This window comes from Burkholderia pyrrocinia (genome assembly GCF_001028665.1).
Taxonomy (GTDB): Bacteria; Pseudomonadota; Gammaproteobacteria; order Burkholderiales; family Burkholderiaceae; genus Burkholderia; species Burkholderia pyrrocinia.
Genome location: NZ_CP011503.1, coordinates 1,165,526 through 1,190,094, shown reverse-complemented (window position 1 = coordinate 1,190,094; position 24,569 = coordinate 1,165,526). Strand labels below are relative to the sequence as shown.

The 24,569-nt window shown below is 67.2% G+C and carries 25 protein-coding genes; 8 read left to right on the top strand and 17 right to left on the bottom strand.

Annotated features, from left to right (window positions below; translation table 11 throughout):
* Positions 1–138: 138 nt before the first annotated feature.
* Genes slmA through argB form a run of 3 tightly spaced genes read right to left on the bottom strand, consistent with a single transcriptional unit; the run spans position 139 to position 2,464 of the window.
* Positions 139–810: a nucleoid occlusion factor SlmA gene (gene slmA, locus ABD05_RS05540; RefSeq protein ID WP_047899308.1), complete on the bottom strand. Its 672-nt coding sequence runs from the start codon at positions 808–810 to the stop codon at positions 139–141.
* A complete protein-coding gene (locus ABD05_RS05535; RefSeq protein ID WP_047899307.1) occupies positions 777–1,568 on the bottom strand; it encodes a pyrimidine 5'-nucleotidase in 792 nt (263 codons plus the stop codon). Before ABD05_RS05535 ends, slmA begins: the two co-directional genes overlap by 34 nt.
* Positions 1,565–2,464 carry an acetylglutamate kinase gene (gene argB, locus ABD05_RS05530; protein ID WP_006754950.1) on the bottom strand — a complete coding sequence of 300 codons (900 nt, stop codon included), beginning with the start codon at positions 2,462–2,464 and terminating at the stop codon, positions 1,565–1,567. Before argB ends, ABD05_RS05535 begins: the two co-directional genes overlap by 4 nt.
* A 294-nt stretch (positions 2,465–2,758) precedes the next feature.
* On the opposite strand from argB, the gene ABD05_RS05525 reads away from it, so the two are divergent.
* From ABD05_RS05525 to ABD05_RS05515, 3 genes are all read left to right on the top strand, one after another.
* Entirely contained in the window at positions 2,759–2,983 is a 225-nt protein-coding gene (locus ABD05_RS05525) for a cysteine-rich CWC family protein (RefSeq protein WP_047899306.1), read from the top strand.
* A 90-nt stretch (positions 2,984–3,073) separates the two neighbouring features.
* On the top strand, positions 3,074–4,480 hold the full coding sequence (locus ABD05_RS05520; protein ID WP_047899305.1) for an ATP-binding protein: 1,407 nt from the start codon (positions 3,074–3,076) through the stop codon (positions 4,478–4,480).
* Between the two features lie 13 nt (positions 4,481–4,493).
* A complete protein-coding gene (locus ABD05_RS05515; RefSeq protein WP_011546464.1) occupies positions 4,494–5,036 on the top strand; it encodes a response regulator transcription factor in 543 nt (180 codons plus the stop codon).
* A 166-nt stretch (positions 5,037–5,202) separates the two neighbouring features.
* On the opposite strand, the gene ABD05_RS05510 is transcribed toward ABD05_RS05515, so the two are convergent.
* Positions 5,203–6,321: a helix-turn-helix transcriptional regulator gene (locus tag ABD05_RS05510; RefSeq protein ID WP_047899304.1), complete on the bottom strand. Its 1,119-nt coding sequence runs from the start codon at positions 6,319–6,321 to the stop codon at positions 5,203–5,205.
* Positions 6,322–6,577: 256 nt separating this feature from the next.
* Here ABD05_RS05510 and ABD05_RS05505 point away from each other — a divergent pair, with 256 nt between their 5' ends.
* On the top strand, positions 6,578–8,650 hold the full coding sequence (locus ABD05_RS05505) for a hypothetical protein (RefSeq protein ID WP_047899303.1): 2,073 nt from the start codon (positions 6,578–6,580) through the stop codon (positions 8,648–8,650).
* Positions 8,651–8,741: 91 nt separating this feature from the next.
* On the opposite strand, the gene hslU is transcribed toward ABD05_RS05505, so the two are convergent.
* The 8 genes from hslU to dapF all read right to left on the bottom strand — a co-directional run bounded on the left by hslU (position 8,742) and on the right by dapF (position 16,899).
* Positions 8,742–10,085, bottom strand: a complete 1,344-nt coding sequence (gene hslU, locus ABD05_RS05500) for an ATP-dependent protease ATPase subunit HslU (RefSeq protein WP_047899302.1) — start codon at positions 10,083–10,085, stop codon at positions 8,742–8,744.
* Between the two features lie 10 nt (positions 10,086–10,095).
* Positions 10,096–10,632, bottom strand: a complete 537-nt coding sequence (gene hslV / locus ABD05_RS05495; RefSeq protein ID WP_047899301.1) for an ATP-dependent protease subunit HslV — start codon at positions 10,630–10,632, stop codon at positions 10,096–10,098.
* Between the two features lie 231 nt (positions 10,633–10,863).
* Positions 10,864–11,280: an RNA polymerase-binding protein DksA gene (gene dksA / locus ABD05_RS05490; protein WP_006477498.1), complete on the bottom strand. Its 417-nt coding sequence runs from the start codon at positions 11,278–11,280 to the stop codon at positions 10,864–10,866.
* Positions 11,281–11,775: 495 nt separating this feature from the next.
* A complete protein-coding gene (locus ABD05_RS05485) occupies positions 11,776–12,852 on the bottom strand; it encodes a CobW family GTP-binding protein (protein ID WP_047899300.1) in 1,077 nt (358 codons plus the stop codon).
* A gap of 193 nt (positions 12,853–13,045) precedes the next feature.
* The gene (locus ABD05_RS05480; RefSeq protein WP_034179327.1) at positions 13,046–14,260 is read right to left on the bottom strand and encodes a class I SAM-dependent rRNA methyltransferase; all 1,215 of its coding nucleotides are present in this window, start codon (positions 14,258–14,260) and stop codon (positions 13,046–13,048) included.
* 76 nt (positions 14,261–14,336) lie between these two features.
* Positions 14,337–15,257, bottom strand: a complete 921-nt coding sequence (xerC, locus tag ABD05_RS05475) for a tyrosine recombinase XerC (protein WP_047899299.1) — start codon at positions 15,255–15,257, stop codon at positions 14,337–14,339.
* A 9-nt stretch (positions 15,258–15,266) separates the two neighbouring features.
* Complete coding sequence (locus tag ABD05_RS05470) at positions 15,267–15,992, bottom strand: DUF484 family protein (RefSeq protein WP_047899298.1); 726 nt, start codon at positions 15,990–15,992, stop codon at positions 15,267–15,269.
* Between the two features lie 37 nt (positions 15,993–16,029).
* Entirely contained in the window at positions 16,030–16,899 is an 870-nt protein-coding gene (gene dapF / locus ABD05_RS05465) for a diaminopimelate epimerase (protein WP_047899297.1), read from the bottom strand.
* A 165-nt stretch (positions 16,900–17,064) separates the two neighbouring features.
* Between dapF and ABD05_RS05460 the strand changes: the two genes are divergently transcribed.
* Positions 17,065–17,388 carry a HigA family addiction module antitoxin gene (locus ABD05_RS05460; protein WP_047899296.1) on the top strand — a complete coding sequence of 108 codons (324 nt, stop codon included), beginning with the start codon at positions 17,065–17,067 and terminating at the stop codon, positions 17,386–17,388.
* A 30-nt stretch (positions 17,389–17,418) separates the two neighbouring features.
* On the opposite strand, the gene ABD05_RS05455 is transcribed toward ABD05_RS05460, so the two are convergent.
* The gene (locus ABD05_RS05455; protein ID WP_047899295.1) at positions 17,419–18,303 is read right to left on the bottom strand and encodes a lipid A biosynthesis lauroyl acyltransferase; all 885 of its coding nucleotides are present in this window, start codon (positions 18,301–18,303) and stop codon (positions 17,419–17,421) included.
* Positions 18,304–18,568: 265 nt separating this feature from the next.
* Between ABD05_RS05455 and metK the strand changes: the two genes are divergently transcribed.
* The gene (gene metK, locus ABD05_RS05450) at positions 18,569–19,756 is read left to right on the top strand and encodes a methionine adenosyltransferase (protein WP_039353866.1); all 1,188 of its coding nucleotides are present in this window, start codon (positions 18,569–18,571) and stop codon (positions 19,754–19,756) included.
* Between the two features lie 110 nt (positions 19,757–19,866).
* On the opposite strand, the gene ABD05_RS05445 is transcribed toward metK, so the two are convergent.
* On the bottom strand, positions 19,867–20,208 hold the full coding sequence (locus ABD05_RS05445; RefSeq protein ID WP_047899294.1) for a hypothetical protein: 342 nt from the start codon (positions 20,206–20,208) through the stop codon (positions 19,867–19,869).
* A 353-nt stretch (positions 20,209–20,561) separates the two neighbouring features.
* Here ABD05_RS05445 and ABD05_RS05440 point away from each other — a divergent pair, with 353 nt between their 5' ends.
* Entirely contained in the window at positions 20,562–21,335 is a 774-nt protein-coding gene (locus tag ABD05_RS05440) for a phytanoyl-CoA dioxygenase family protein (protein WP_047899293.1), read from the top strand.
* Positions 21,336–21,487: 152 nt separating this feature from the next.
* On the opposite strand, the gene ABD05_RS05435 is transcribed toward ABD05_RS05440, so the two are convergent.
* On the bottom strand, positions 21,488–21,694 hold the full coding sequence (locus tag ABD05_RS05435) for a DUF3185 family protein (protein WP_006477510.1): 207 nt from the start codon (positions 21,692–21,694) through the stop codon (positions 21,488–21,490).
* A gap of 185 nt (positions 21,695–21,879) precedes the next feature.
* On the opposite strand from ABD05_RS05435, the gene mgrA reads away from it, so the two are divergent.
* The gene (mgrA, locus tag ABD05_RS05430; RefSeq protein WP_047899292.1) at positions 21,880–22,923 is read left to right on the top strand and encodes an L-glyceraldehyde 3-phosphate reductase; all 1,044 of its coding nucleotides are present in this window, start codon (positions 21,880–21,882) and stop codon (positions 22,921–22,923) included.
* Between the two features lie 109 nt (positions 22,924–23,032).
* On the opposite strand, the gene ABD05_RS05425 is transcribed toward mgrA, so the two are convergent.
* Positions 23,033–23,218 carry a hypothetical protein gene (locus ABD05_RS05425; RefSeq protein WP_014895742.1) on the bottom strand — a complete coding sequence of 62 codons (186 nt, stop codon included), beginning with the start codon at positions 23,216–23,218 and terminating at the stop codon, positions 23,033–23,035.
* A gap of 259 nt (positions 23,219–23,477) precedes the next feature.
* Positions 23,478–24,359 carry a DMT family transporter gene (locus tag ABD05_RS05420; RefSeq protein WP_047901088.1) on the bottom strand — a complete coding sequence of 294 codons (882 nt, stop codon included), beginning with the start codon at positions 24,357–24,359 and terminating at the stop codon, positions 23,478–23,480.
* Between the last annotated feature and the right edge of the window lie 210 nt (positions 24,360–24,569).

Sequence of the window (24,569 nt, the reverse complement as noted above, 5' to 3'; positions counted from 1 at the left end):
ATTGGCGTGGCGTATTTGCCGCCTGCAGAGGGAGGCGGCAAGGTGCGAATCGACACCGCCCCTTGACGGGACGACCGCACCATCCGTCGTCGAATGCGCGCAACCGGCAGGCGTTGCCGGATGCGAGTCGACGGTACGCTACTGCAGAATCAGCCGCAGATGCGCGTCGGCTTGCTCGCCGGGCGGCTTCTGGAACCCGCCTTTTGCGAAGCGGTGCCACCGGCCGATCACGTAGCTGACGAGCAGGCTCGCCCGCGCGGCCGGGTCGTAGTCGGCCGGCAGTGCGAACGACGCCGCGCCGTCCGGCGGCGCATTCGCCTCTGTGCGCGCGACCCGCAGGCACTGCTTGACCGTCGCCTCGATGCGATCGAGCAACTGGTTCACGCGCTCGGTGAGCCGTTCGTCCTCGCCGACCAGCGCCTCACCCGTCAGCACGCGCGTCATCCCCGGATTCTTCGCAGCGAAATTGAGCATCGTCAGCGCGATCGTGCGGGCCTGCTGCACGCCGTTCGGCTCCTTCGCGACGATCTGGTTGACGAGGCCGAACAGCGACTGCTCGATGAACTCGATCAGTCCTTCGTACATCTTCGCCTTGCTCGGGAAATGGCGGTACAGCGCGGCTTCCGACACGTCGAGTCGGGCCGCCAGCGCGGCCGTCGTGATCTTTTCGCGCTTCGGCGCCTCGAGCATCGTCGCGAGCGTCTGCAGGATGTGCACGCGGCGCTCGCCCGGCTTCGGGCGAGTACGGGTGCGGGTGGGTGATGCCTGGTCGTCCGTTACGGCTTGGTCCTGCGGGTGAGTCGGCTGCATTTCTGTCGCCCCGATCGAGTGCCCAGTCGAAGCGATTTTAACGAACGAATCCGCTGGTCGACATAGTGCGGGCGGCCGGTACCCGGCAAATGGCCGGGAAGATGGCCGGTAATCCAGACCGTGCCGATGCCGAGACGCTTGTAGCGCTTCAGGTGGCCGCGCGTGTCCTCGACGAGGATCGCGTCGGTGATCCGCGCATGCGCAGCGCGCAGCGTCCGGCGCAGCATCATATGGTCGGGTTTCGCGCGCCACGTGCGGCGGTCGCGCATGTGCTCGATCGCGATCACACGCTCGAACAGCCGCTCGATGCGCAACTCGCGCAGCACCGCGCGCGCATAGTTCTCCGGCGCGTTGGTCAGCACGAACTTGCGGCCCGGCAGCGCGGCGAGCACGCGTGCGAGGCCGCGCTCGGCGCGCACCATCGCGGGGAGATCGGCGAACGTATGGACCGCGCGCAGGAAGTCGTGCGGATCGATCGGGTGATGGCGCGTGAGGCCGAGGAGCGCGGCGCCGTAGCGCTCCGTGTAGCCGGTGCGCAAGCGGTCGGCTTCGACGCGCTCGACGTTGAGCGTGTCGATGATGTATTGCGTCATCGCACGGTTGATCTCGGGAAAGATCGCATGCGATGCGTGGTGCAGCGTGTTGTCGAGATCGAACAGCCAGACGGGCGCGCCGGCGCGCGGCCGGCTGCGCGAGATGCGCCGGCGCCGCAGCGGGGCCGGCAGGTCGGGGCTGGGGGGCTTGCGGCGCGCGCTCAATGCGAGCGGATCATCGTGCCGAACGGCTGCTCGGTCAGGATTTCCAGCAGCACCGAGTGTTCGATCCGGCCGTCGACGATGTGCACCGACTTCACGCCGCTCTTCGCGGCGTCGAGCGCCGACGAGATCTTCGGCAGCATGCCGCCCGAAATCGTGCCGTCCTCGAACAGCGCGTCGATCTCGCGCGCGGACAAATCGGTCAGCAGGTTGCCGTCCTTGTCCATCACGCCCGGGATGTTGGTCATCATCAGCAGCTTCTCGGCGTTCAGCACCGTGGCAAGCTTGCCCGCGACGAGGTCCGCGTTGATGTTGTACGACAGGCCGTCTTCGCCGAAGCCGATCGGCGAGATCACCGGGATGAACGCGTCGTCCTGCAGCGCCTTCACGACCGCCGGGTTGATCGCCTCGACTTCGCCGACCTGGCCGATGTCGATGTACTGGCCCGGGTTGTCGCGGTCCGGCATCAGCAGCTTGCGCGCGTGGATCAGGCCGCCGTCCTTGCCCGTCAGGCCCACCGCGTGGCCGCCGAAGTGGTTGATCAGCGTCACGATGTCCTGCTGCACTTCGCCGCCCAGCACCCATTCGACGACTTCCATCGTCTCTTCGTCGGTGACGCGCATGCCCTGGATGAAGGTGCCGGCCTTGCCGATCTTCTTCAGCGCCTGGTCGATCTGCGGACCGCCGCCGTGGACGATCACCGGGTTGATGCCGACCAGTTTCAGCAGGATCACGTCGCGCGCGAAGCCTTGCTTGAGCCGTTCTTCCGTCATCGCGTTGCCGCCGTATTTGATGACCACGGTCTTGCCGTGGTAGCGGCGGATGTACGGCAGCGCCTCGGCGAGGATTTCTGCTTTCAGAGTAGGGGCGATCTGCGAGAGGTCGATGGGCTCGGACATGGCGGCGGCTCTGGCTGGGAACGGTTGAAACAGGGCGAATTGTACAGGAGTGGCGCAGCGCAGCATCGGGTTTTTGGGCTGGCCGGACAGCGGTCGGCGCGGGTCGGACACCTTACGCGGCGGCCCGCCGGCTATGGCGCTGCGCGATGCGGGCGGCGGTGCGCGGGCTGCGGCGGCGGGTTGGTCCGCGCGCGTTCGCGACGAACCTCGGCCGGGCGACCGGCGTGCAAGATCCGTCCGCCGCGCTATGCTTGTCGCGTGGGGCGACTTCACGCCCGCTTCCGCGATTCCGTCATGACCGATTCCGCCGCCGCCGACCGTTCCGCCCCGCGCCGCGTGCGCTGCCCGCACTGCGGGCGCGGCTTCGACTGCGGTGCGCGCACGCAACCGTTCGAATGCTGGTGCGCGTCGATGCCGGTGCTGCCCGGCGGCACACAGCCGGTGGCCGGCGCGCGCTGCCGGTGCCCCGAGTGCCTGGCCGACGAAATCGCGCAGCGCATGGCCGGCACGGCCGGCTGACGGCGCTGGCCGTGCATGCGGTCCTCCCGTTTGCCCGCTCCGATCCGGCCCCGCTAGAGGCGCCGCTCGCTAAACGGGTAAACTGCCCGGATGCAACGAATTACCACCACCGGGCGCGTCAACCTCAGTCACCTGTTCTGGCTTCGCAATCTTGCGATCATTGGCCAGCTCGTGACGATCGGCGTCGTGCAGACCTATTTCGGCGTGCATCTGCCGTTGCCGGCGATGCTGATGGTCATCGCGCTCGAAATCGTTTTCAACGCGCTGACCTGGGTGCGCGTGCTGCGCGCGCGGCCCGAGACCAATTTCGAGCTGCTCGGCCAGCTGTGGGTCGACCTCGGTGCGCTGTCGGCGCTGCTGTTCCTGTCGGGCGGCACGACCAACCCGTTCGTGTCGCTGTACCTGCCGTCGCTCGCGATCGCGGCGGCCGTGCTGCCGTGGCACCTGATGATCTGGCTCGCGGCGTTCGCGGTTGCGTGCTACGCGGCGCTCGGCTTCGATTCGGTGCCGCTCAACATGGATAATCCCGCGAACCTGTTCGACTACTACCGCACCGGGATGTGGGCGAACTTCATGGTCAGCGTCGGGCTGATCGCGTGGTTCGTCGCGCGCATGTCGAATGCGCTGCGCCAGCGCGATGCGGCGCTCGGCGAAGCGCAGCAGCACCTGCTGCGCGACGAGCGGGCGGTCGCGCTCGGCGTGCAGGCGGCCACCGTCGCGCATGAGATGGGCACGCCGCTGTCGACGATCGCGATGCTCGCCGAGGAGCTGCGCGACGCGGCGCGTGCCGATCCGGGGCTGGCCCGCTACGAGGCCGACCTGAAGGTGCTCGAGGAACAGATGACGCTCTGCACGTCGGCGCTCGCGCGCCTGCGCAGCCGCGCGAGCGCGCCCGCGAGCCGCCAGCCGGTGGACGACTGGCTCGACACGTTCGTCGAGCACTGGCGCCTGCGGCATCCGCACGTGCAGTTCGAGCTGCTCGGCGCGCGTCCGGCGGGCGTCGCGCTCGACGACACGGTCGCGGCCGGCCAGATCCTGACGATCCTGCTCGACAACGCCGCGCGCGCGAGCCCGCAGCGCGTGACGCTGGCCGCGAAGGTCGAGCACGACCGCGCGGCCGACGAGATCGAATTCGAGGTATGCGACGACGGGCCCGGCATTCCGGCCGCGCTGCGCGAATCGCTCGGCGCGATGCCGGTCGACAGCACGCAGGGCGGGCACGGAGTCGGCCTGTATCTCGCGTTCAGTGCGGCCGCGCGGCTCGGCGGCGAGATCGAACTGTCCGATGTCGCGCCGCGCGCGGCGGGCGGCAACGGACGGGCCGGCGGTGCGGCGAATGGCCACGCCGCTGCCGCGTCGGCACAACGCACGACCGAACGAACGGCCGGCATGCCGGACAGCCGCCCGGCCGGAACAACCGCCGGGCGCGGCACGCGGGCCGTGCTGCGCCTGCCGGTCGTGCGCGTCGCGGCGCCGGCCGCCTCAACCAACACGTAGACGGAGAAACCACATGAGCGAGAACAATTTCCTGGTGATCGACGACAACGAGGTGTTCGCGGGCACGCTCGCGCGCGGCCTCGAGCGCCGCGGTTACGCGGTCCAGCAGGCGCACGACAAGGAGACGGCGCTCAGGCTCGCCGCGGGCGGCAAGTTCCAGTTCATCACCGTCGACCTGCATCTCGGCGAGGATTCGGGCCTGAGCCTGATCGCGCCGCTGTGCGACCTGCAGCCCGATGCGCGGATTCTGGTGCTGACCGGCTACGCGAGCATCGCGACCGCCGTGCAGGCCGTGAAGGAAGGCGCCGACAACTATCTCGCGAAGCCCGCGAACGTCGAGTCGATCCTGGCTGCTCTGCAGACCAACGCGACCGAAGTGCAGGCCGACGAGGCGCTCGAGAATCCGGTCGTGCTGTCGGTCGACCGGCTCGAATGGGAGCACATCCAGCGCGTGCTCGCGGAGAACAACAACAACATCTCGGCGACCGCGCGCGCGCTGAACATGCACCGCCGCACGCTGCAGCGCAAGCTCGCGAAGAAGCCGGTGCGGCAGTAAGGCGGGCGTGCGCGGATTCGCGCGGCAAGCCGTTTGCGCGAGGGAGCCGGCGTCGGGCCGCGCGCCGGCTGCCGCCGCCTCGGACGCGTGCGGTAGCGGTGGGCTGCGAGGATCACCGCGGGAGCGCACCGACGGCCGGGTGCGCGACACTTGCCGATTCGTGGCGTCAGTTTTCGCGTGGGTGCCGCGGAAGCACCCACAGCATTCTTCCCACCGCCTCGGCCTGGTTTCGTGAATGCGTTTTCTCGTAGATCGCGCGCAACTGGGTGCGGATGGTGGCGAGCGACACCCGGGCGCTCGCCGCGCATTCCTCGGGCGTTTTGCCACCGATCAACGCCTCCGCAACGGCGGCTTCGGCACTCGACAGGCCGAACGCCTGCCGCAGCTGTTGCGCGACGACGAGCGGCGCGGCGCTTCTCCGCCTGGCCGTCACGAGCATCGTCGCGCCGCCGAACGCGGCGTGGAGCGCCGGTCCGGTCAGCGCGGCAATGCCGAGAAAGATTTCGTGGGCGGCGTCCAGCGAGCCCGCCAGGGCGAGGCTCTCACCGTTGCGGGTTTTCGCGACGCGTGCCAGTGCGGCCTTCAGCGCATCGTTGTGCGGCGCGCTCGCGGCACTCAGGTGTCCATGCTCGAGCTTGAGGCAGGTCGTCGCGCGCAACATCGACTCCGCGGCCCGATTGACGAAGACGACGCGCGCATGCCGGTCCAGCGCGAACACGGCCAGCCCCAGCTCTTCCATCAGTTCGGCGCCGAGCGCGGCGTCGCGGTGCAGCACGGTCGCATCCTGCCAGAGGTTGATCGCGCGTTGCAGATGTCCGGCCATGCCCGACAGGGTCGCGCGTTCCTCGGGCGAGTAGGGTGGGCGGCCGCAAGCCCTCAGCAACCCGAGCAGGATGTCGTCGCCGCCCGGGCGCGCGAGGCGGACGCCCATCAGATAGCGAATGCCTGACGGAATCTGGTAGTCCTGGAAGAATTCGCTGCGCGCGACATCCTGCTCGGTGAGGTGATCCTGACAGCAGACGAATTGCCCGAGCGGTGCCTGCTCGACAAAGCTGCGGCGCGGATCGAGTGCGCCGTAATACTGGTCGTAGAGCGCCACGACACTTTCCAGTTCCGCGCGCGGCGAGTAGATCGAGAACTGCGGCGCATTGCGCGCGGAGTCCCAGCTGAACATGTGAAAAACGTTTGCACCGAGTGATTCGGATACCTGATGAAAGACTTCGAGAAAGCCGTCCGGGCGCAGCGCGGCCTCATAGAGGTCGCCGATGAGGTGGTCTCTTTGCATTGTTGTTCCCCCGCTTCCCTCGGTGTCGCGCGTGGCAATCGCGGCGCATCGGTCTTTTGTCTGATGATATTGCTTCGAACCCCGAATGTTTGGTCAGGCTATCACAGGTCCTTTGCGAACAAGGGCATGCGCGATCGCGATTTTCATCTACCTGGATGATGATCCGGAAAATCGGTTTTGCGAGAATCCCCGCCATTCAGCGTGCATGCGCGACGCGTATGTCACGCAATAACCAGAAGGTCCTCGGGGAAAAGCAATGAAACGCACACCTGTCGTACTCGGTATTGCCGCACTGGTCCTGACTGCTTGCGGGGGCGGCAGCGATTCGTCGTCCGGCGGTTCGCCGCCGCCGGCCGCGCAGACGGTCAGCGGCGTCGCGGCGGCGGGTGCCGCGATGCAGGGCGCGACCGTCACGCTCGTCGACGCGACGGGCAAGTCGGCCGACTGTCCGGCCGACGCGACCACGGGCGCGTTCCATTGCACGGTGACCGGCATGACCGCGCCCTTCGCGCTGTCGGCCGTCGGCAATGTCGCCGATTCGCAGGCGACGCTGATCTCGCTCAGCGCCACCGCGGGCACGCAGACGATCAACATCACGCCGCTCACGAATGCGATCGCCGCCACGATCGTCGGCGACAACCCCACGAAGTTGCTGGGCAACACCGGACTGCTGCAGAGCAAGGTGACGGCGAAGGCCGTCGCCGGCGCCGTGCAGGCCTACTCCGCCGCGCTGGCCGACGTGCTGGCCGCGACCGGCAACGCCGGCGTCGACCTGATCGCGGGCCCGCTGACCGCGGGCGCGCCGGGGCTCGACCGGCTGCTCGACCAGTTGAAGGTCAGCGTGCTTCCGGACGGCGGCGTGCAGATCAGCTCGGTGGCGGGCGCTTCGAGCGATACGCCCGCGCAGCTTCAGCTCGCGCCCGGCGTGGCGCCGCAAGCCGGCGACAAGGCCAGCCTGCCGGCTGTCGCGACCATCAACGGCGCGCCGGTGACGAGCCTGCCGAGCGCCAGCGATCTCGCCGCACTGCAGGCCGCGTTCAACAAATGCTTCGCCGGCACCACCGCCGCCGCGCGTCTCGGCGGCGGCGCGGCGGCCTGCAGCCAGCTCGTCGTCGACGACGTCGCTTCCGGCGCGTTGAACGCCGGCGTGCCTTCCACCTACCTCAACAACGGGATGTCGGCGCAACAGGAGTTCGGCACGGCGCCGGGCATCGTGGCCGACGATGCGATGAACAACGCGAGCTTCAGCCTGCCGGAAGTGATTCGCGTGACGGCAGGCGACACGATGTGGGTCAAGCTGTCGTGGACGCGAGCGGACGGCATTCGCGACGGCATGCAGCAGCACGTGCAACTGGCGGTGAAGGAAGGCGCACGCACAAGCGGCGACACTGGCTGGCGCGTGATCGGCAACCAGCGCGCGGTGCTGAGCAAGGTGAATGCGAACGCGCAGAAGTGGGACTGGCTGAATCCGGCCAATCCGTCGACCGGCACCAACGCGTTCGTCGACTCGCTGAACCTGCAGGTCGGAATCGTCGATGCTGCCGGCAAGGCAGTGGATTTCGCGATCGTCAAGGGTCCGGGCTTGCGCAACGGCGTGTTCCTCCAGCCGTCGAGCGGCACGTGCGACACGCTCAATATCCGCGCGCAGATCGCCGGCGGGCAGACGCCGGCCCAACTCGCCGCGCTCGCGAAGGGCAGCCAATGCCGCAACAACTATCGGCTGGCCGGCGTCGCGCAGGACCCGGCGAACCAGGGCGTGTTCACATGGCCCGGCGACGCGCCGCGTAACAACACGGCATGGTCGAAGCCGCAATTGAGCGCAGCGGAGCTGGCCGACATCAAGCCGTTCAGCGCCTATACGATCGACCTCTACCAGGACGGCAGCACGGCCGCGCCGGCAAGGAGCTATACGGTCCGACTGCGTACTCCGTCGCCGTTGCCCGACGCGCTGCGCCAGTATCAGTGGCACGACCCCGCGCAGTCGACGCGCGACATGCTGACGCCGGGCACGGCCAGCACGTTCGCGGGCGGCACGATCTTCCCGCTCGGCTGGACGTCGAAAGCGGGGCTGCCGTTCGTCAAGCGCGGCAACGTGCAGATTCGCGCGACGTCGGCGGGGCAAGCGTCGGCGGTCTTCGTCAACGGGTCAGCACGCGCCACGCCCGCGCAGCCGGGCACCGCGGTGACGCTCAACGTGCCGGGCGATCAGGGCGTGGCGTTTCCGTCGGTGGCCGGCTGGACGGGCAGTGCCGATTTTTCGTTCGCGAATCTGAGCTGGTCGGATCCGTTCGACATGCAGTTTACGGTGTCGGTCGAGTACGACCGCTGACGGGCCGGTGTCGGCGGGCCGCTGCGCCCGCCAAAAAAAACGGGCGGCTCCAGCGGAGCCGCCCGTTTTTCGTTGGATGCCGGGTGCCGCGTTACAGCACGTAGCGCGACAGATCCTCGTCCTGCGACACTTCGCCGAGCGCCCGGTCGACATACTTCGCGTCGATCGTCACGCGCTCGCCGGCGTGATTGCCGGCCGAGAACGACACTTCATCGAGCAGTTTCTCGATCACCGTGTACAGCCGGCGCGCGCCGATGTTCTCGGTCTTCTCGTTGACCGCATACGCGATCTCCGCGAGGCGGCGGATGCCGTCCTGGGCGAATTCGAGCTGCACGTCCTCGGTCGCGAGCAGCGCCTGATACTGCTTGACGAGGCTCGCGTCGGTCGCGTCGAGGATCGCCTCGAAGTCTTCCACCGACAGCGATTCGAGCTCGACGCGGATCGGGAAGCGGCCCTGCAGTTCCGGGATCAGGTCGCTCGGCTTCGCGAGGTGGAACGCGCCGCTCGCGATGAACAGGATGTGATCGGTCTTCACCATCCCGTACTTCGTGTTGATCGTCGTGCCTTCGACGAGCGGCAGCAGGTCGCGCTGCACGCCCTGGCGCGACACTTCGCCGCCGCTGCCTTCGTTGTTGCGCGACGTGATCTTGTCGATCTCGTCGAGGAACACGATGCCGTTCTGCTCGACGTTCTGCACGGCCTTCGTCTTCACTTCCTCGTCGTTGAGCATCTTCGCCGCTTCCTCGTCGGTCAGCAGCTTCAGCGCCTCCTTGATCTTCACCTTGCGGCGCTGCTTCTTGCCGCTGCCGAGGTTCGAGAACATCGAGCGGATCTGCTCGGTCATCTCTTCCATCCCCGGGGGCGCCATGATGTCCAGGCCGGCCGACGGCTGCTCCAGGTCGAGCTCGACTTCCTTGTCGTCGAGCTGGCCTTCGCGCAGGCGCTTGCGGAACGTCTGGCGCGTCGCGTTGTTGTCGTCGTTCGCGTGTTCGGCATTGCCGCCGAAACCCACCGCGCGCGGTTGCGGCAGCAGGATGTCGAGGATGCGGTCTTCCGCCTGGTCGGTCGCCTTGCTGCGCACCTTGCGCATTTCGGATTCGCGCGTCTGCTTGACCGAGGTCTCCATGAGGTCGCGCACGATGCTGTCGACGTCGCGGCCGACGTAGCCGACTTCGGTGAACTTGGTCGCTTCGATCTTGATGAACGGCGCATCGGCGAGCTTCGCGAGGCGGCGCGCGATTTCGGTCTTGCCGACGCCCGTCGGCCCGATCATCAGGATGTTCTTCGGCGTGATTTCCGTGCGCAGCGGATCGGCGACCTGCTGGCGGCGCCAGCGGTTGCGCAGCGCGACCGCGACGGCCTTTTTCGCCTTGTCCTGGCCGATGATGTGCTTGTCGAGTTCCGAGACGATCTCGGCAGGGGTCATGGTGCTCATGGTGCGGTCCTTACTCGATCGTTTCGATGATGCGGTTGTGGTTCGTGTAGATGCACATGTCACCGGCGATCCCGAGCGACTTCTCGACGATCTCGCGCGGCGACAGCTCGGTGTTCTCGACGAGCGCGCGGGCCGCGGCCTGCGCGTACGCGCCGCCCGAGCCGATCGCGCAGATGCCGCCTTCCGGGTCGAGCACGTCGCCGTTGCCGGTGATCACGAGCGTGGTGGTCGCATCGGCCGTGATCAGCATCGCCTCGAGGCGGCGCAGCATCCGGTCGGTGCGCCAGTCCTTCGCGAGCTCGACGGCCGCACGGGTCAGGTTGCCCTGGTGCTTCTCGAGCTTCGCCTCGAAGCGGTCGAGCAGCGAGAACGCATCGGCGGTGCCGCCCGCGAATCCGACCAGAACCTGGTTGTTGTAGATCCGCCGCACTTTCCGCGCGCCACCCTTCATGACGATGTTGCCGAGGGTTACCTGGCCGTCGCCGCCGAGCGCGACCTGGTCGCCGCGCCGGACCGAAACGATGGTCGTGCCGTGAAATTGCTCCATCTGCGTTCCTTGAGAAAAACGGGGAAGAGTCGGGCGGCGCGAGGCGCCGCCGCGTGAATCGCAGTGCGCCGGGGAGCGGCCCGGCGCGCGTCCGTTTCATTTTAGGGCGCGCGCCGGGATATCAAGAGGCGGAGGGGCAAATCGGCCGGGAACCGGTGCCGGAAAAACAAAAAGCGCGCGGCAGGCCGCGCGCTTTCGGGAAGCAGCGTGTCGGAGCGGAACGCCGCTCGATCAGTCGCCGAACAGCTTCTGGCGCAACTCGCGGCGCTCCTGCGCCTCGAGCGACAGCGTGGCCGTCGGACGCGCGAGGAGGCGCGGAATGCCGATCGGCTCGCCGGTTTCCTCGCACCAGCCGTAATCGCCGGAATCGATGCGGGCGAGCGACTGCTGAACCTTCTTGAGGAGCTTGCGTTCGCGATCGCGCGTGCGCAGCTCGAGCGCGTGCTCTTCCTCGATCGTCGCGCGATCGGCGGGATCAGGCACGATCACCGTCTCGCGGAGGTTCTCGGTCGTCTGGCCTGCATTCTTGAGGATGTCCGCCTGCAACTGTTCGAGCCGATTTTTGAAGAAGGCGAGCTGATCCTCATTCATGTAATCCTTGTCGCTCATCTTCAGGATTTCGGCTTCGGTCAAGAGTTTCTTCGTCATCTGCTTGCTTCTTCAATGTGCGGCAAATCGACAGATATTGCCTGCACTTTGGGATTACCCGCAACCGCGTTTGCATTCATTTGCGATTTGCCGCCGCGGGGCCGAAAGCCTCTGGAAAACCGGTTCTCAAATACCAGGATAGGCCTGGCGCGGATTTGCGCGCGCGGCGAACCGGTGTGCTGCGCGGCAGATCGCATCGGCCGCGGCCGGGTGGCGGATTGGCGATCCGGCGCGGTTGCGATGCCCGGAAAACTGGTTCAGCAAGAACCGGGCCTGTTTGTTGCCGTACTCCAGCGGGCACGTATTGTAACTGAATCGCAAGCGGGCGCCGTATCGGGTCGATCCCCGTCGGCTGCGCCAATATCTAGAAAATATAACGCGCAAATCGCGAAAAAGCGATGACGGCGAAACCCTGCCTGCACGCCGCCCCCGGGACCGCCGCGAAAGCGGCGGCGCGGACGGGGCGCAAAGGGGCGCAAACGGCGCCCGCGCGCGTCAGGCGAGGCAGGCGTCGAGGCCGTCGGTGATCAGGTCCTGCGGCAGGTCGACGCCGATGAACACCATCTTGTTGGTCTTCTTCTCGGCCGGCAGCCACTTCGCGGCGAGGTCGCTGCCCATCATCTGGTGCACGCCCTGGAACACGACCTTGCGGTCGACGCCCTTCATGAACAGCACGCCCTTGTAGCGCAGCATCCGCTCGCCGTAGATCTGCAGGATGCCGCCGAGGAAGTCTTCCAGCTTGTTCGGGTCGAACGGGCGATCGTTGCGGTACACGAACGACTTGATCTTGTCGTCGTGGTGCGCGTGGTGGTGGTGGTGGCCGTGGTCGTGATCGTGCGCGCATTGGCCGTGATCGTGGTCGCAATCGGCGTGATCGTGATCATGGCCGTGATCGTGGTGATGGTGCGCGTGATCGTCTTCGGCGAGGAAGTCGGGGTCGATCTCGAGCTTCGCGTTCAGGTTGAAGCCGCGCAGGTCGAAGATTTCCTTGATGTCGGCTTCGCCGAAGTTCACGACCTTGATCGTCGCCTTCGGGTTCATGTGCATCAGGCGGTGCTTGAGGCCGGCGACGGCCTGGTCGTCGACGAGATCCGACTTCGTGATGAACAGGCGGTCGGCGAAACCGACCTGGCGCTGCACGACTTCGTGTTCGTCGAGCTGCGCGTTCGCGTGCTTCGCGTCGACGAGCGTGATGACCGCGTCGAGCAGGAAGTCGTCGGCGATTTCGCTGTCGATGAAGAAGGTTTGCGCGACGGGGCCCGGGTTCGCGAGGCCGGTCGTCTCGATCACGATGCGGTCGAAGTCGAGCTTGCCTTCGCGCTTCTTCGCAGCCAGATCGCCGAGTGCGCGTGCGAGGTCGCCGCGGATCGTGCAGCAGATGCAGCCGTTGCTCATCTGGATGATCTGCTCGTTCGAATCCTGCACGAGGATTTCGTTGTCGATGTTCTCTTCGCCGAACTCGTTCTCGATCACGGCGATCTTCATGCCGTGCTGTTCGTTCAGGATGCGCTTGAGCAGCGTCGTCTTGCCGCTGCCGAGAAAGCCGGTAAGGATGGTGACGGGAGTGGCCATGTCGGTCGCCTGTGGTTCGTGAATCGGGGTCAAAACCAGGATGTGCGTCGCGCCCTCGCGTGACGAGCCGGGGCGCACAAACATCCATTGAAACATACCTGTCAAGCCCCCGCCCGTCGTCCGGACGACAGGCGAAAGCGCTGGCCCGCCAGGCGGGGCCGGCGGACCAGGGTGTCCGCCAAGATCGGGGCGATCAGACGATTTGCAACAGCAGGCCCTTCAGATATTCGCCTTCCGGGAATGCGGCGAGCAGCGGGTGATCGACGCCCGCGCCGAGCCGCTTCAGGATGCGCGCGTCGACCTTCGCGTCGGCTGCCGCGCCCGCGACGATCTTCTGGAACAGGTCCATGTCGATCGCACCCGAGCACGAGTACGTGAACAGCAGGCCGCCCGGACGCAGCAGCTTGAAGCCGCTCAGGTTGATGTCCTTGTACGCGCGCGCCGCGCGATCGACGCTGTCGCGGGTCGGCGCGAACTTTGGCGGATCGAGCACGATCAGGTCGAAACGCTCGCCTTCGTCGACGAGACGGCGCAGCGTCTTGAATGCGTCGGCGTCGAGCCAGGTCGCGCGTTCGGCGTCGAAGCCGTTGGCGACGACGTTCTGCTGCGCGAGCGCGAGCGCATCGCCCGACGAGTCGATCGATACGACGCGTTTCGCACCGCCCTTGAGCGCCGCGAGCGAGAAGCCGCCCGTGTAGCAGAAGCAGTTCAGTACGTCGCGGTCGGCCGCGTACTGCGCGACGAGCGCGCGGTTGTCGCGCTGGTCGACGTAGAAGCCCGTCTTGTGGCCGTTCGGCACGTCGACGTGATAGCGCACGCCGTTTTCGTTCGCGATCAGCGTCGCGGGCGGCGCATCGCCGGCCAGCACACCGGTCGTCTGTTCAAGGCCTTCCTTGTCGCGGATCGACACGTCCGAGCGCTCGTACACGTTCGGGCAGCCCGTCGCGCCGGTGAGCGCCGCGACGATCGCGTCCTTCCACGCTTCGACGCCCGCGGCCATGAACTGGCAGACGAGCTGGCCGCGCGGCGCCGCGCCGGCTTCCGCGGTGTCAGCGACGTAGTAATCGACGATCAGCCCCGGCAGCCCGTCGGCCTCGCCGAACACGAGCCGCACCGCACCCGTGCCGGACACCATCGTCGTGCGGTGCGCGACCGCGCGCTGCACGCGGCGCTTGAAGAACGCGTGGTCGATCGGCTCGTTCTCGTCGAAGCTCCACACGCGCACGCGGATCTGCGACTGCGGGCTGTACGCGCCGCGCGCGAGGAAGCGGCCGTCGTGCGAGCGCACGATCACGGTTGCGCCGGGCGCGGGCTTGCCGTCGACGCGGTCGATCGCATTGGCGTAGATCCACGGATGGCGACGCAGCAGCGATTTTTCCTTGGACGGCTTGAGGGTGACGGTTTGCATGATGGGATCGAAATGGGCCGCGCGCGAAGCCGACCGTTGCCGGTCGCCGCGCGCGGCGGGTAACACGGGACGCGCGTCAGTCGCGCTTCTTCGCGCGCGGATGCGCGCTGTCGTAAATCTTCGCGAGATGCTGGAAGTCGAGCGACGTATAGACCTGCGTCGCGGAGACGCTCGCGTGGCCGAGCAATTCCTGCACCGCGCGCAGGTCGCCGCTCGACTGCAGCACGTGCGTCGCGAACGAGTGGCGCAGCACGTGCGGGTGGACGTTGGCGGGAATGCCGGCGGCGAGCGCCGCGCGCTTCACGCGCTCGCGCACGACGCCGGGCGACATCCGGTTGCCGCGCACGGACACGAACAGCGGATGCGGGTCGTGCTTCACGAACTCGCCGCGCACCGCGAGCCACGCATTCAGCGCATCGATCGCCTTGCGGCCGACCGGCACCTTGCGCTCCTTGTTGCCCTTGCCGCGCACGGTGACTTCGGCTTCGGCGAGATCGAGCCAGCCGGCCGAGCGGTAGCCGTCGGCCTGCGTGTACATGACGTCGAGCCCGATCAGCTCGGCCAGGCGCAGCCCGGACGAATAGAACAGTTCGAGGATCGCGTGATCGCGGATGCTCTCGGTCGTGCCGGAGAGCGGTGCGTCCATCAGCGCCGACGCGTCGTCGACCGACAGCGCCTTCGGCAAGGTTTTCGGGCGTTTCGGCGCGCGCACCGCGGCAACCGGGTTCGCGGGCATCTCGATGCGCTGCGCGAGCCAGCGGTAGAACGCGCGCCATGCCGAAAGGCGGTGCGAGATCGACCGCGCGGACAGCCCGCCCGCATGCGCACGGGAAACCGCGCCGCGCATGTCGGCAGCCGTCAGCGTGTCGAGCGGCCGGCCGGCCGCGAGCTTCTTCAGTTCGTCGAGTTCGTGCGTGTACGCGCGCAGCGTATGTTCCGACAGCTGCCTGACGTGCTTCAGGTTCGACAGGTAGGCGGCGACCGGATCGTCTGTCATCGCGTGCGGTCAGTGCGGCAGCAGGCGCGTGAGCGCCGCGCTCGCGAGCGTTGCGATCTGCGCGAGGAAGTCGGTGGCCATCCCGTCGTGGAAGCGGCGCGGATCGGGCGAGCCGAGTACCAGCAGGCCGAACGCGGGCGCGTCGGTGCCGGCGAGCGGCGCGCGCAGCGCGAGCAGTGCGACCGATGTGGCCGAGCCGTCGCCGGCGGGTGCGGCTTCAGCGCCTTCCGCCGCATTCGCGGCCGCGGCGGCAACTGCGGGCGCGAGCCACTGCGCGGCCTCGAAGCCCGTGTTCGCGCCGCAGTACGGCGTCGACAGGCCGTTCGTAAACAGGCGCACTTCCTCGCCGACCTGGCGCGCGAAGTCGGCCTGCGCGTAGGTGTCGGCGACGTCCCACACGCGCAGCGCGGTTTGCGGCACGTCGAACACGTCGGCGATGCCGTCGGCGATCGTGCGCGGCAGCGCGTACGGATCGCGTTCCGCGATCACGCGCGCGGTCCAGCGGCTGAACTTCGCGGACAGGCTGTCGTTCTCGTGGCCGTAGCGCACGAGCTCGGCGAGGCGGCGCTCGAGATGCTTGTTCTTGTCGCGCAGCATCTCCATCTGCCGCTCCTGCAGCGAGATCGCGGCCTTGCCGTGCGGGTTCGCGAGACGGATCGTCGCGAGCAGCTCGGCGTGCTGCGCGAAGAATTCGGGATTGGCGAGCAGGTAGTCGGCGACTTCGCGATCGTTCATGTGGCTGGCGCGTTCAGTTATCAAGGACGTTGCAGGGTCAGGCGTTCAGGTCGATCTCGCCTTCGAACACGGTCGAGGCGGGTCCGGCCATCATCAGCGCGGCGGCTTCGTCGCTCGCGCCGTCCCAGCCGATCGTCAGCGTGCCGCCGTGCGTGTGCACGGTCACGGGCGAATCGAGCAGGCCGCGCCGGATGCCGGCCGCGACCGCTGCGCACGCACCCGTGCCGCACGCGAGCGTCTCGCCCGCGCCGCGCTCGTACACGCGCAGCTTCACTTCATTGCGCGACACGATCTGCATGAAGCCGGCGTTCACGCGCTCGGGGAAGCGCGCGTGGCGCTCGATCAGCGGGCCCTCTTCCAGCACGGGATACGCTTCGGCATCGTCGACGACCTGCACCGCGTGCGGATTGCCCATCGACACCGTCGAGATCCAGCGCGTCGCGCCGCCGACGTCGAGCGGCCACAGCGTGTCGCGGCCTTCGGTGCGGCCGTCGAGGCCCGACGCAACGAACGGCACCTGCGCCGGCGCGAACACGGGCGCACCCATGTCGACGACGACTTCGCCGTTGTCCTGCAGCGTCAGCGTGATCAGGCCCTTCATGACCTGCACGCGCACGCTGCGCTTGTCGGTCAGGCCGCGGTCGCTGACGAACTTCACGAAGCAGCGTGCGCCGTTGCCGCAGTGTTCGACTTCACCGCCGTCGCAATTGAAGATCCGGTACTTGAAATCCGCGCCGTCGACGGTCGGCTTTTCGACGAGCAGCAACTGGTCGGCGCCGATGCCGAAGTGCCGGTTGGCGAGCGCGCGCACCTGCGCTTCGGTGAGCGGCGGCAACGCGCGCGAATAGCCGTCGAGCACGACGAAGTCGTTGCCCGCGCCGTGCATCTTGGTGAACGAGAGTTTCACTGGGTCCGGAATTCCATGGCGAACAAGGCGGCCAGCACGACGCGAACGGCCGGCGGCCATGCCGGGAGGCCTCGTTCGTCGTGCTGATCTCAACCGCAAATGATACATGCAGCCGACAGGGGCGTCCTGCGCGGGCGGGCGTTTCGCGTTGCCGGCCGACGCGGAATGGGCGGCATCGGCCGATCGGTCGACTGGTATTTTCAATCCGCCCATCCGGGCGAAGCGCTGCGCGATGACGTGCTGCCGGCGCTCGGCCTGACCGTCACCGAGGCCGCCGCGCAGCTCGGCGTGACACGCGCGGCGCTGTCACGGATCCTGCACGGCCACGCCGGTATCTCGCCGGAAATGGCGCTGCGTCTCGAAGCATGGCTGGGCGAAGACAATGGCGGGCGTGCCGATCTTTGGCTCGCGCAGCAGGTTGCGTTCGATCTCTGGCAGGCACGCGCGAAAGGCGCGCCGAAGGTGGCGAGGGCGCAGGCGCGCGCATGACGGCGCGCCCGCGGGTTTCGCCCGGCAGGGTCAGTACAGGCTCGGTTCGCCGGGCGGGCGCGTCTTGAAGCGCTTGTGGACCCAGTAGTACTGCTCGGGCATCAGCGGGATCTGTTCCTCGAGGAATTCGTTCATCCGCCGTGCGTCGAGATCGTCGTCGCCGGTAGGGTAGTTGGCCCACGGCTTGAAGACCTTCAGCCGGTAGCCCTTGTAGTTCGGCAACACCTCGCCGATAAAGGGCAGAACCTGCGCGTGGCCGGTCTTGGCGAACCGGCCGACCGCCGTCAGCGTGCAGGCGGGTATGCCGAAGAAGGGCACGAACGTCGAGTTGCGCAGCCCGTAGTCCATGTCGGCGCCCAGCATCACCGGCTTGCGGTCGCGCAGCCAGCGCAGCACGGTACGCGCGCTGTCCGCCCGGCTCGCCAGCTCCGCACCGAAGCGGCCGCGGCCGGCCTTGGCCGCGGCGTCGATTTCCGGGTTCTTCATCGGCGTGTAGAGCGAGCCGCACATGCGGCCGAGTGCGAGATTGATCGCCATCGAGCCGGCCTCGATGCCGACGAAATGGAAGCCGAGCAAGAGGGTCGGCGGCATGTCCGGATCGCTGAGGTCGACTTCGCTCTCGACGGTAAAAAGCTTGCGGTAGGCCTGTTCCGACGCGAACCACTGGTAGCTGCGCTCGACGTAGCTGCGGATCGCATGGCGAAAATGCTGGCCGGCCACTTCCTCGCGCCGTTCGTCGCTCCAGTCCGGGAAGCAGAGTTTCAGGTTGGTGTGTACGATGCGCTTTCGCCCGCTGGGGATCTGGTACAGCAGCCAGCCGAGACCGTCGCCGAGCCGCGCGGTCAGGCCGTACGGCAAAAGGGCGAGCAGCTTCAGGAAGCCGATGGCGAGATGCGTGCCGAGGCGGCCTAGCATGCGGAACCTCCGTAGGGCCGGATGGCTGGCGCGTTGCGAACAGGGTGGTAAGACAGCGGAAGAAACATCACGGGCGGCGCTCTGTGACAATTCAGGAAAGCCGCTATAATACGGGCTTCGCCGAGTTAACTGACAACTTGCGGGGCGAAGCCGGCTGGCGCGAAGCGCGCTGCCCGGTTCTGGTAATCCGCTAAAGCGTCGCCGCTTCAGGCCCAACGAAGCTGGCTACGTGAAACCAACCGTAACCACACAGGAGCCTGAAAAAGTGGCAAACGATTATTTCTTCACGTCCGAATCCGTCTCCGAAGGCCATCCGGACAAAGTCGCGGACCAAATCTCGGACGCGATTCTCGACGCCATCCTCGAGCAGGACAAATATTCCCGCGTCGCGGCGGAAACGCTGTGCAACACGGGTCTCGTCGTTCTGGCCGGTGAAATCACCACGACGGCCAACATCGATTACATCCAGATCGCGCGCGACACGATCAAGCGCATCGGCTACGACAACACCGACTACGGCATCGACTACAAGGGTTGCGCGGTGCTCGTCGCGTACGACAAGCAGTCGCCGGACATCGCCCAGGGCGTCGATCGTGCACACGACGACAACCTCGACCAGGGCGCGGGCGACCAGGGTCTGATGTTCGGTTATGCGTGCGACGAAACGCCGGAACTGATGCCGCTGCCGATCTACCTGTCGCACCGTCTCGTCGAACGCCAGGCCAGCCTGCGCCGCGACGGCCGCCTGCAATGGCTGCGCCCGGACGCGAAGTCGCAGGTGACGGTCCGCTACGTCGACGGCAAGCCCGATTCGATCGACACCGTCGTGCTGTCGACGCAGCACGCACCGGACATCGAGCTGCCCGCGCTGCGTGAAGCCGTGATCGAGGAAATCATCAAGCCGACGCTGCCGGCCGACCTGATCAAGGGCGACATCAAGTTCCTCGTGAACCCGACCGGCCGGTTCGTGATCGGCGGCCCGCAGGGCGACTGCGGCCTGACGGGCCGCAAGATCATCGTCGACACGTACGGCGGTGCCGCACCGCACGGCGGCGGCGCGTTCTCGGGCAAGGATCCGTCGAAGGTCGACCGTTCGGCTGCGTATGCAGGCCGCTACGTCGCGAAGAACATCGTCGCCGCCGGCCTCGCGTCGCGCGCGCTGATCCAGGTGTCGTACGCGATCGGCGTTGCCGAGCCGACCTCGGTGATGGTCAACACGTTCGGTACGGGCCGCGTGTCGGATGCGGTGATCACGAAGCTCGTGCGCGAGCATTTCGACCTGCGTCCGAAGGGCATCATCAAGATGCTCGACCTGCTGCGCCCGATCTACGAGAAGACCGCTGCCTACGGCCACTTCGGCCGCGAAGAGCCGGAATTCTCGTGGGAAGCGACCGACAAGGCGCTCGCACTGGCCGAAGCGGCCGGCGTGGAGCCGACGGCACGCGTCGCGTAAGCGTCGTTCGCCCGAAACGAAAAACCCCGGCCATGCCGGGGTTTTTTTATGGATTCCGATCGCCGGCGCAACGGCGGCGATCATGGCGGGCAGTGCCCGCAGGCGTTGCTTCAGCGCGCGCCGAACCCGAACCAGCCATTGCTGGCCGCGAGGCGGCGTGGCCGGTTGACCCGGCGTTGCGGGCCGAGCGCCCGACGCAGCGCAAGCGCGCGCAGCGACGACGGCTTTTGCAGCAGCGAGCGCAGGCCGGCACGGCGAGCGAACGCCTGCGTGCTCATCATCGAGAAAAACGCGTGGAACCACGCGCGGATGCCGTCGAGCCGGCCGTGCGCGGGCACGCGCTCGGCCAGCGCCTGCGTGCGTGCACGGTGATGGCGCAGCGGGCGGGCAGGAGCGGGCGGCACGATGCGTTTCGCAGTGCGGCTGAGACGGGAAGTCAGACGGAATGGCATGTGAACGATGCTTCGCTTGTATGGATGGCGCCCTTGAAGAGCGCACTGGTATGAACGGCCTCGGATGGCGCAACGGATCTTACCGAAACTCGTTGCGCGCCGCGCCCGCCAGAATTGACAGGCCGCGACAGGCTACAAGGGATTCATGACGGGCAAAAGTCGCGATAAACCCTTGTGCCGCAAGGCGTGTGCCGCATACCGCCTGTCGGTGAGGCCAGCGCCGCGCCGCACAGTTCCCTTGCGCCAGATCAAATCGGCGATTGGCATGCCCCTGCGCACGATAATGGCGCTGTTCGCGGCATCCGGCGCCGATTTACAATCGTCACATTCACACAAAAAACGTCTGGCATCCCATGTCGTCTCCATTGCAGTCGGAATCGATCCGCGCGCAAGTCGCGGAATTGCGCGAGCGCGGCTTCGTCGTCGCGCGTGGCCTTGTCGGCGAGCAACAGTGCGCGGCGCTCAAACGGATAGCGGAGCGCCAGTTGCAGGAGGCCGCCGAGCCGATCGAGTTCGAGGCGGACCTGCGCTACCCGGGCGCACCCGAGTCGAAGCATGCGCCGGGCGGGCACACGGTGCGGCGGCTGCTCGATGCGTACTCGCGCGATCCGGCGTTCGCCGAGCGTGCGATCGCACCCGAAATCGGCGCGTGGATGCGCGAGTATTTCGGCGAAGAGCCCGTGCTGTCGCGCACGCATCACAACTGCATGATGACCAAGCACCCCGCGTACGGCAGCCTGACGGGCTGGCATCGCGACTTCCGTTACTGGGCGTTCGAGCGTTCGGACATGGTGTCGGTTTGGCTCGCGCTGGGGCCGGAAACGAACGAGAACGGCGCGCTGTGGCTCGTGCCGGGTTCGCATACGGCCGAGTTCGGGCCTGAAGCGTTCGACGATGCGAAGTTCTTCCGCAGCGACCTGCCGGAGAACCGGAAGATGATCGACGCGGCAACGTGCCCGTCGCTGCAGGCGGGTGACGTCGTGTTCTTCCACAGCAACACGCTGCATTCGGCCGGGCAGAACCGTTCCGACCAGGTGAAGTTCTCGCTCGTGTATACGTACCACGGCGCGAGCAACCGGCCGGTGCCCGGCACGCGCTCGGCGGCGAAGCCGGAAGTGCAGTTCTAGCTGCGGATCGGGCGGCGCGGCGAGGCCGCGACGATCACGCGATGCGCGGCGCATCGCGGGCGAATGAAGCAACGGGCGGCCTGGCCGCCCGTTTCGTTTTGCGCGGCCCGAACGTGTGACGCGGGCCGTTCGCGCGTCGCGCGGCTGCGCGATCAGCGCTTGCCGCCCGGCATCGCGAGGCCGATCAGGCCGACGAACGACGCGACGGCGCCGCCGACGATCAGCAGGATCGTCTTCGTGGCGGGCGAGCCGGTGAAGAAGCGCGACACGTTGTCGTTGATCGAATGGAACGACTGTCCGCCGAAATACAGCAGCACGACGCCGCCGACCAGCAGCGCAACCGAGATGACCCGGGACATACCAACCTCGCTGAAACGGTGATTCGAGACGCCGCAGTGTAGGCGACGACCGCGGTCGCGTCCATCGCCGTGCGAGCATCGGCCGCCTTCGTTACCATAGCCGTCGTGCGTTTTCTTCGCCGCCGTCGTGCCCTGGGCGCGACCGGTGCGCGCCCCTCCCTCCGACGTCCTGACGGGAAATACTCATGGCCTACGAAGCAGCTTCCGAACGTTATGCGGACATGCAATACCGCACCTGCGGCAAATCCGGGCTCAAACTGCCCGCCCTGTCGCTCGGCCTGTGGCACAACTTCGGCGACTCGACGCCGATCTCGACGCAGCGCGAGATCCTGCGCACCGCGTTCGACCTCGGCATCAACCACTTCGATCTCGCGAACAACTACGGGCCGCCGTACGGCAGCGCGGAAACCAACTTCGGCCGGCTGCTGAAGGAGGATTTCCGGCCGTATCGCGACGAGTTGCTGATCTCGACGAAGGCCGGCTGGGACATGTGGCCGGGGCCGTACGGCAGCGGCGGCGGGTCGCGCAAGTACGTGCTCGCGAGCCTCGACCAGAGCCTGCAGCGGATGGGGCTCGACTACGTCGACATCTTCTATTCGCACCGCTTCGACGCGCATACGCCGCTCGAGGAAACGGCGGGCGCGCTCGCGTCGGCCGTGCAGCAGGGCAAGGCGCTCTACATCGGCATTTCGTCGTATTCGGCGGCGAAGACGCGCGAGATGGCCGGGTTGCTCGCGCAGTACAAGGTGCCGCTACTGATCCACCAGCCTTCGTACAACATGCTGAACCGCTGGATCGAGAGCGACCTGCTCGGCACGCTCGACGACGTCGGCGCGGGCAGCATCGCGTTCACGCCGCTCGCGCAGGGGCTGCTCACGTCGAAGTACCTGAACGGCGTGCCGGCCGACGCGCGCGTGAACAAGCCGGGCGGCGGCTCGCTGAAGCAGGATCACCTGAGCGCGGACAACCTCGAGCATGTGCGCAAGCTCAACGCGATCGCCGAACGGCGCGGGCAGAGCCTCGCGCAGATGGCGCTTGCGTGGGTGCTGCGCAGTGGCCGCGTGACGTCCGCGCTGATCGGCGCGAGCCGTGCGGAGCAGGTGCGTGAGAACGTCGGCGCGCTGAAGAACCTCGAATTCTCGGCGGAAGAACTCGCGGAGATCGATCGTTACGCGACGGAAGGCGGCATCAATCTGTGGGAAAAGCCGTCCACCGATCAGGCCATCTGACCGGCAGTCGATACGGCATGCGAAACATCGCGTGCCGGTATCCCCGGCTTGCAGGCAGCACATCGCATCGCTGCGGTGCAGCGATGCGCGTCAGGCATGAGGTGCGCGGCTAGAGCAGCGCAGGCAGACCTTCGACCAGCAATACCGCGACGCCGACGCCGAGGATGACGCCCAGCACGCGCAGCAGGTTGTGGCGGAATTCGGTTGCGCACGGCACCGCGCCGAGAAATAGCGCTCCGGCCAGCGCCATCGGAATCAACAGGATGAAGTCGCCGATCGTGAAATAGGTCGTCATGCGTGTCTCCCATGCCGGGTTTCTAGTCTTGGTCCGACCCGATTGCGGGCGGGGCGGTCAATTCGAGTATAGGTAACCGGCAGCGCTTTTCGCTATCCGAACCATTAAAAATCAGCGGAAAGCCCCGCGAATCGCGCATTTTTCACGCAAGTTCGACGAACGCCTTGCACGCATCTTTCCCGTCCCTTTCGGTTCTCGCGGAATTGTCGTATATGTCCGATGCAGGCCGCCGCACCCACGGGTGCGGCGGCCTGTCCGCTTACGCGCGGTTCGGTTGCGTGCCGGCGGCCGGCGCACGGAACACGAGCGCCAGCCCCGCGATGATCGCGCCCATGCCGGCGAGCGCGAGCGGCTCGGGCCGGTTGCCGAGCCACACGGCATCCATCAGCGTCGTGACGACGGGCACGAGGTAGAACAGGCTCGTTACGTTGACGAGATCGCCGCGCTGCATCAACCGATAGAACAGCAATTGCGCGATCACCGAGATCACGATGCCGAGCCACAGGAGCGGCACGACGAACGCCCAGCTCATATCGAGCGACACCGGCCGGAACGGCGCGATCGCCACGCACAGCGCGAGGCCGATCGCATTCTGCAGGGGCAGCACGTCGGCGGGCGCCGCGCGTACGCGCTTTTGCAGCAGCGAGCCGACGGTCAGCGCGACGAGTGCCGTGAGCGCGCACGCGATGCCCGCGACCGGCAGGCCGGCATCGCCCACGCCGCGGCATACGACGAGCGCGAGGCCGGCCAGCGACAGCGCGAGCCCCGCGGCGCGCACCGGCTGCCAGCGCCGCTCGACGATCGCGAGCGTGAGGATCGGCTGCACGCCGAGGATCGTCGCGAGCACGCCCGGCGCGATCCCGCGCTCGAGCGCGAGCAGGTAGAAGATCGAATAACCGCCCATCATCAGCAGGCCGGTCAGCGCGGCCATGCGCCGCTCGCCGCGCGGCGGCAGCCAGCGTTTGCGCACGAAGGCCAGCGCGAGCAGCACGAGCGACGCGAGCGCGAAACGCGCGGTGAGAAAGACGAACGCGGATGCGTGACGCAGACCGAGTTCAGCGAAGATCGCGCCGCTGCTCCACAGCAGCACGAAGAGCGACGTCGCTCCATGCGCGGCAAGCGCGCGTTTGAACGAAACCATGTGAATCCACCTGTCGAACGGATCGGAACGTTCCATCCGCGCGCGCAGCAAGGAGCCGTGCGTCACGACGCACGAACGGAAGCTGACGGGCGAATGGAAGACGAAACGGAAGCCGGCTGGTCAGCCGGCGCGTGCCGCCGGAGGGGGCGGCGCGGCGCCGACGAGCGGCGGTGCGACAGGAGGCGGGAGGACCGACGGATGCGCGCACGC

Coding starts and splice junctions, on each gene's coding strand:
- slmA (WP_047899308.1), bottom strand. CDS start 810: ATGCAGCCGACTCACCCGCAGGACCAAGCCGTAACGGACGACCAGGCA.
- argB (WP_006754950.1), bottom strand. CDS start 2,464: ATGTCCGAGCCCATCGACCTCTCGCAGATCGCCCCTACTCTGAAAGCA.
- ABD05_RS05525 (WP_047899306.1), top strand. CDS start 2,759: ATGACCGATTCCGCCGCCGCCGACCGTTCCGCCCCGCGCCGCGTGCGC.
- ABD05_RS05520 (WP_047899305.1), top strand. CDS start 3,074: ATGCAACGAATTACCACCACCGGGCGCGTCAACCTCAGTCACCTGTTC.
- ABD05_RS05515 (WP_011546464.1), top strand. CDS start 4,494: ATGAGCGAGAACAATTTCCTGGTGATCGACGACAACGAGGTGTTCGCG.
- ABD05_RS05510 (WP_047899304.1), bottom strand. CDS start 6,321: ATGCAAAGAGACCACCTCATCGGCGACCTCTATGAGGCCGCGCTGCGC.
- ABD05_RS05505 (WP_047899303.1), top strand. CDS start 6,578: ATGAAACGCACACCTGTCGTACTCGGTATTGCCGCACTGGTCCTGACT.
- hslU (WP_047899302.1), bottom strand. CDS start 10,085: ATGAGCACCATGACCCCTGCCGAGATCGTCTCGGAACTCGACAAGCAC.
- hslV (WP_047899301.1), bottom strand. CDS start 10,632: ATGGAGCAATTTCACGGCACGACCATCGTTTCGGTCCGGCGCGGCGAC.
- dksA (WP_006477498.1), bottom strand. CDS start 11,280: ATGACGAAGAAACTCTTGACCGAAGCCGAAATCCTGAAGATGAGCGAC.
- ABD05_RS05485 (WP_047899300.1), bottom strand. CDS start 12,852: ATGGCCACTCCCGTCACCATCCTTACCGGCTTTCTCGGCAGCGGCAAG.
- ABD05_RS05480 (WP_034179327.1), bottom strand. CDS start 14,260: ATGCAAACCGTCACCCTCAAGCCGTCCAAGGAAAAATCGCTGCTGCGT.
- xerC (WP_047899299.1), bottom strand. CDS start 15,257: ATGACAGACGATCCGGTCGCCGCCTACCTGTCGAACCTGAAGCACGTC.
- ABD05_RS05470 (WP_047899298.1), bottom strand. CDS start 15,992: ATGAACGATCGCGAAGTCGCCGACTACCTGCTCGCCAATCCCGAATTC.
- ABD05_RS05460 (WP_047899296.1), top strand. CDS start 17,065: ATGGGCGGCATCGGCCGATCGGTCGACTGGTATTTTCAATCCGCCCAT.
- ABD05_RS05455 (WP_047899295.1), bottom strand. CDS start 18,303: ATGCTAGGCCGCCTCGGCACGCATCTCGCCATCGGCTTCCTGAAGCTG.
- ABD05_RS05445 (WP_047899294.1), bottom strand. CDS start 20,208: ATGCCATTCCGTCTGACTTCCCGTCTCAGCCGCACTGCGAAACGCATC.
- ABD05_RS05440 (WP_047899293.1), top strand. CDS start 20,562: ATGTCGTCTCCATTGCAGTCGGAATCGATCCGCGCGCAAGTCGCGGAA.
- ABD05_RS05435 (WP_006477510.1), bottom strand. CDS start 21,694: ATGTCCCGGGTCATCTCGGTTGCGCTGCTGGTCGGCGGCGTCGTGCTG.
- mgrA (WP_047899292.1), top strand. CDS start 21,880: ATGGCCTACGAAGCAGCTTCCGAACGTTATGCGGACATGCAATACCGC.
- ABD05_RS05425 (WP_014895742.1), bottom strand. CDS start 23,218: ATGACGACCTATTTCACGATCGGCGACTTCATCCTGTTGATTCCGATG.
- ABD05_RS05420 (WP_047901088.1), bottom strand. CDS start 24,359: ATGGTTTCGTTCAAACGCGCGCTTGCCGCGCATGGAGCGACGTCGCTC.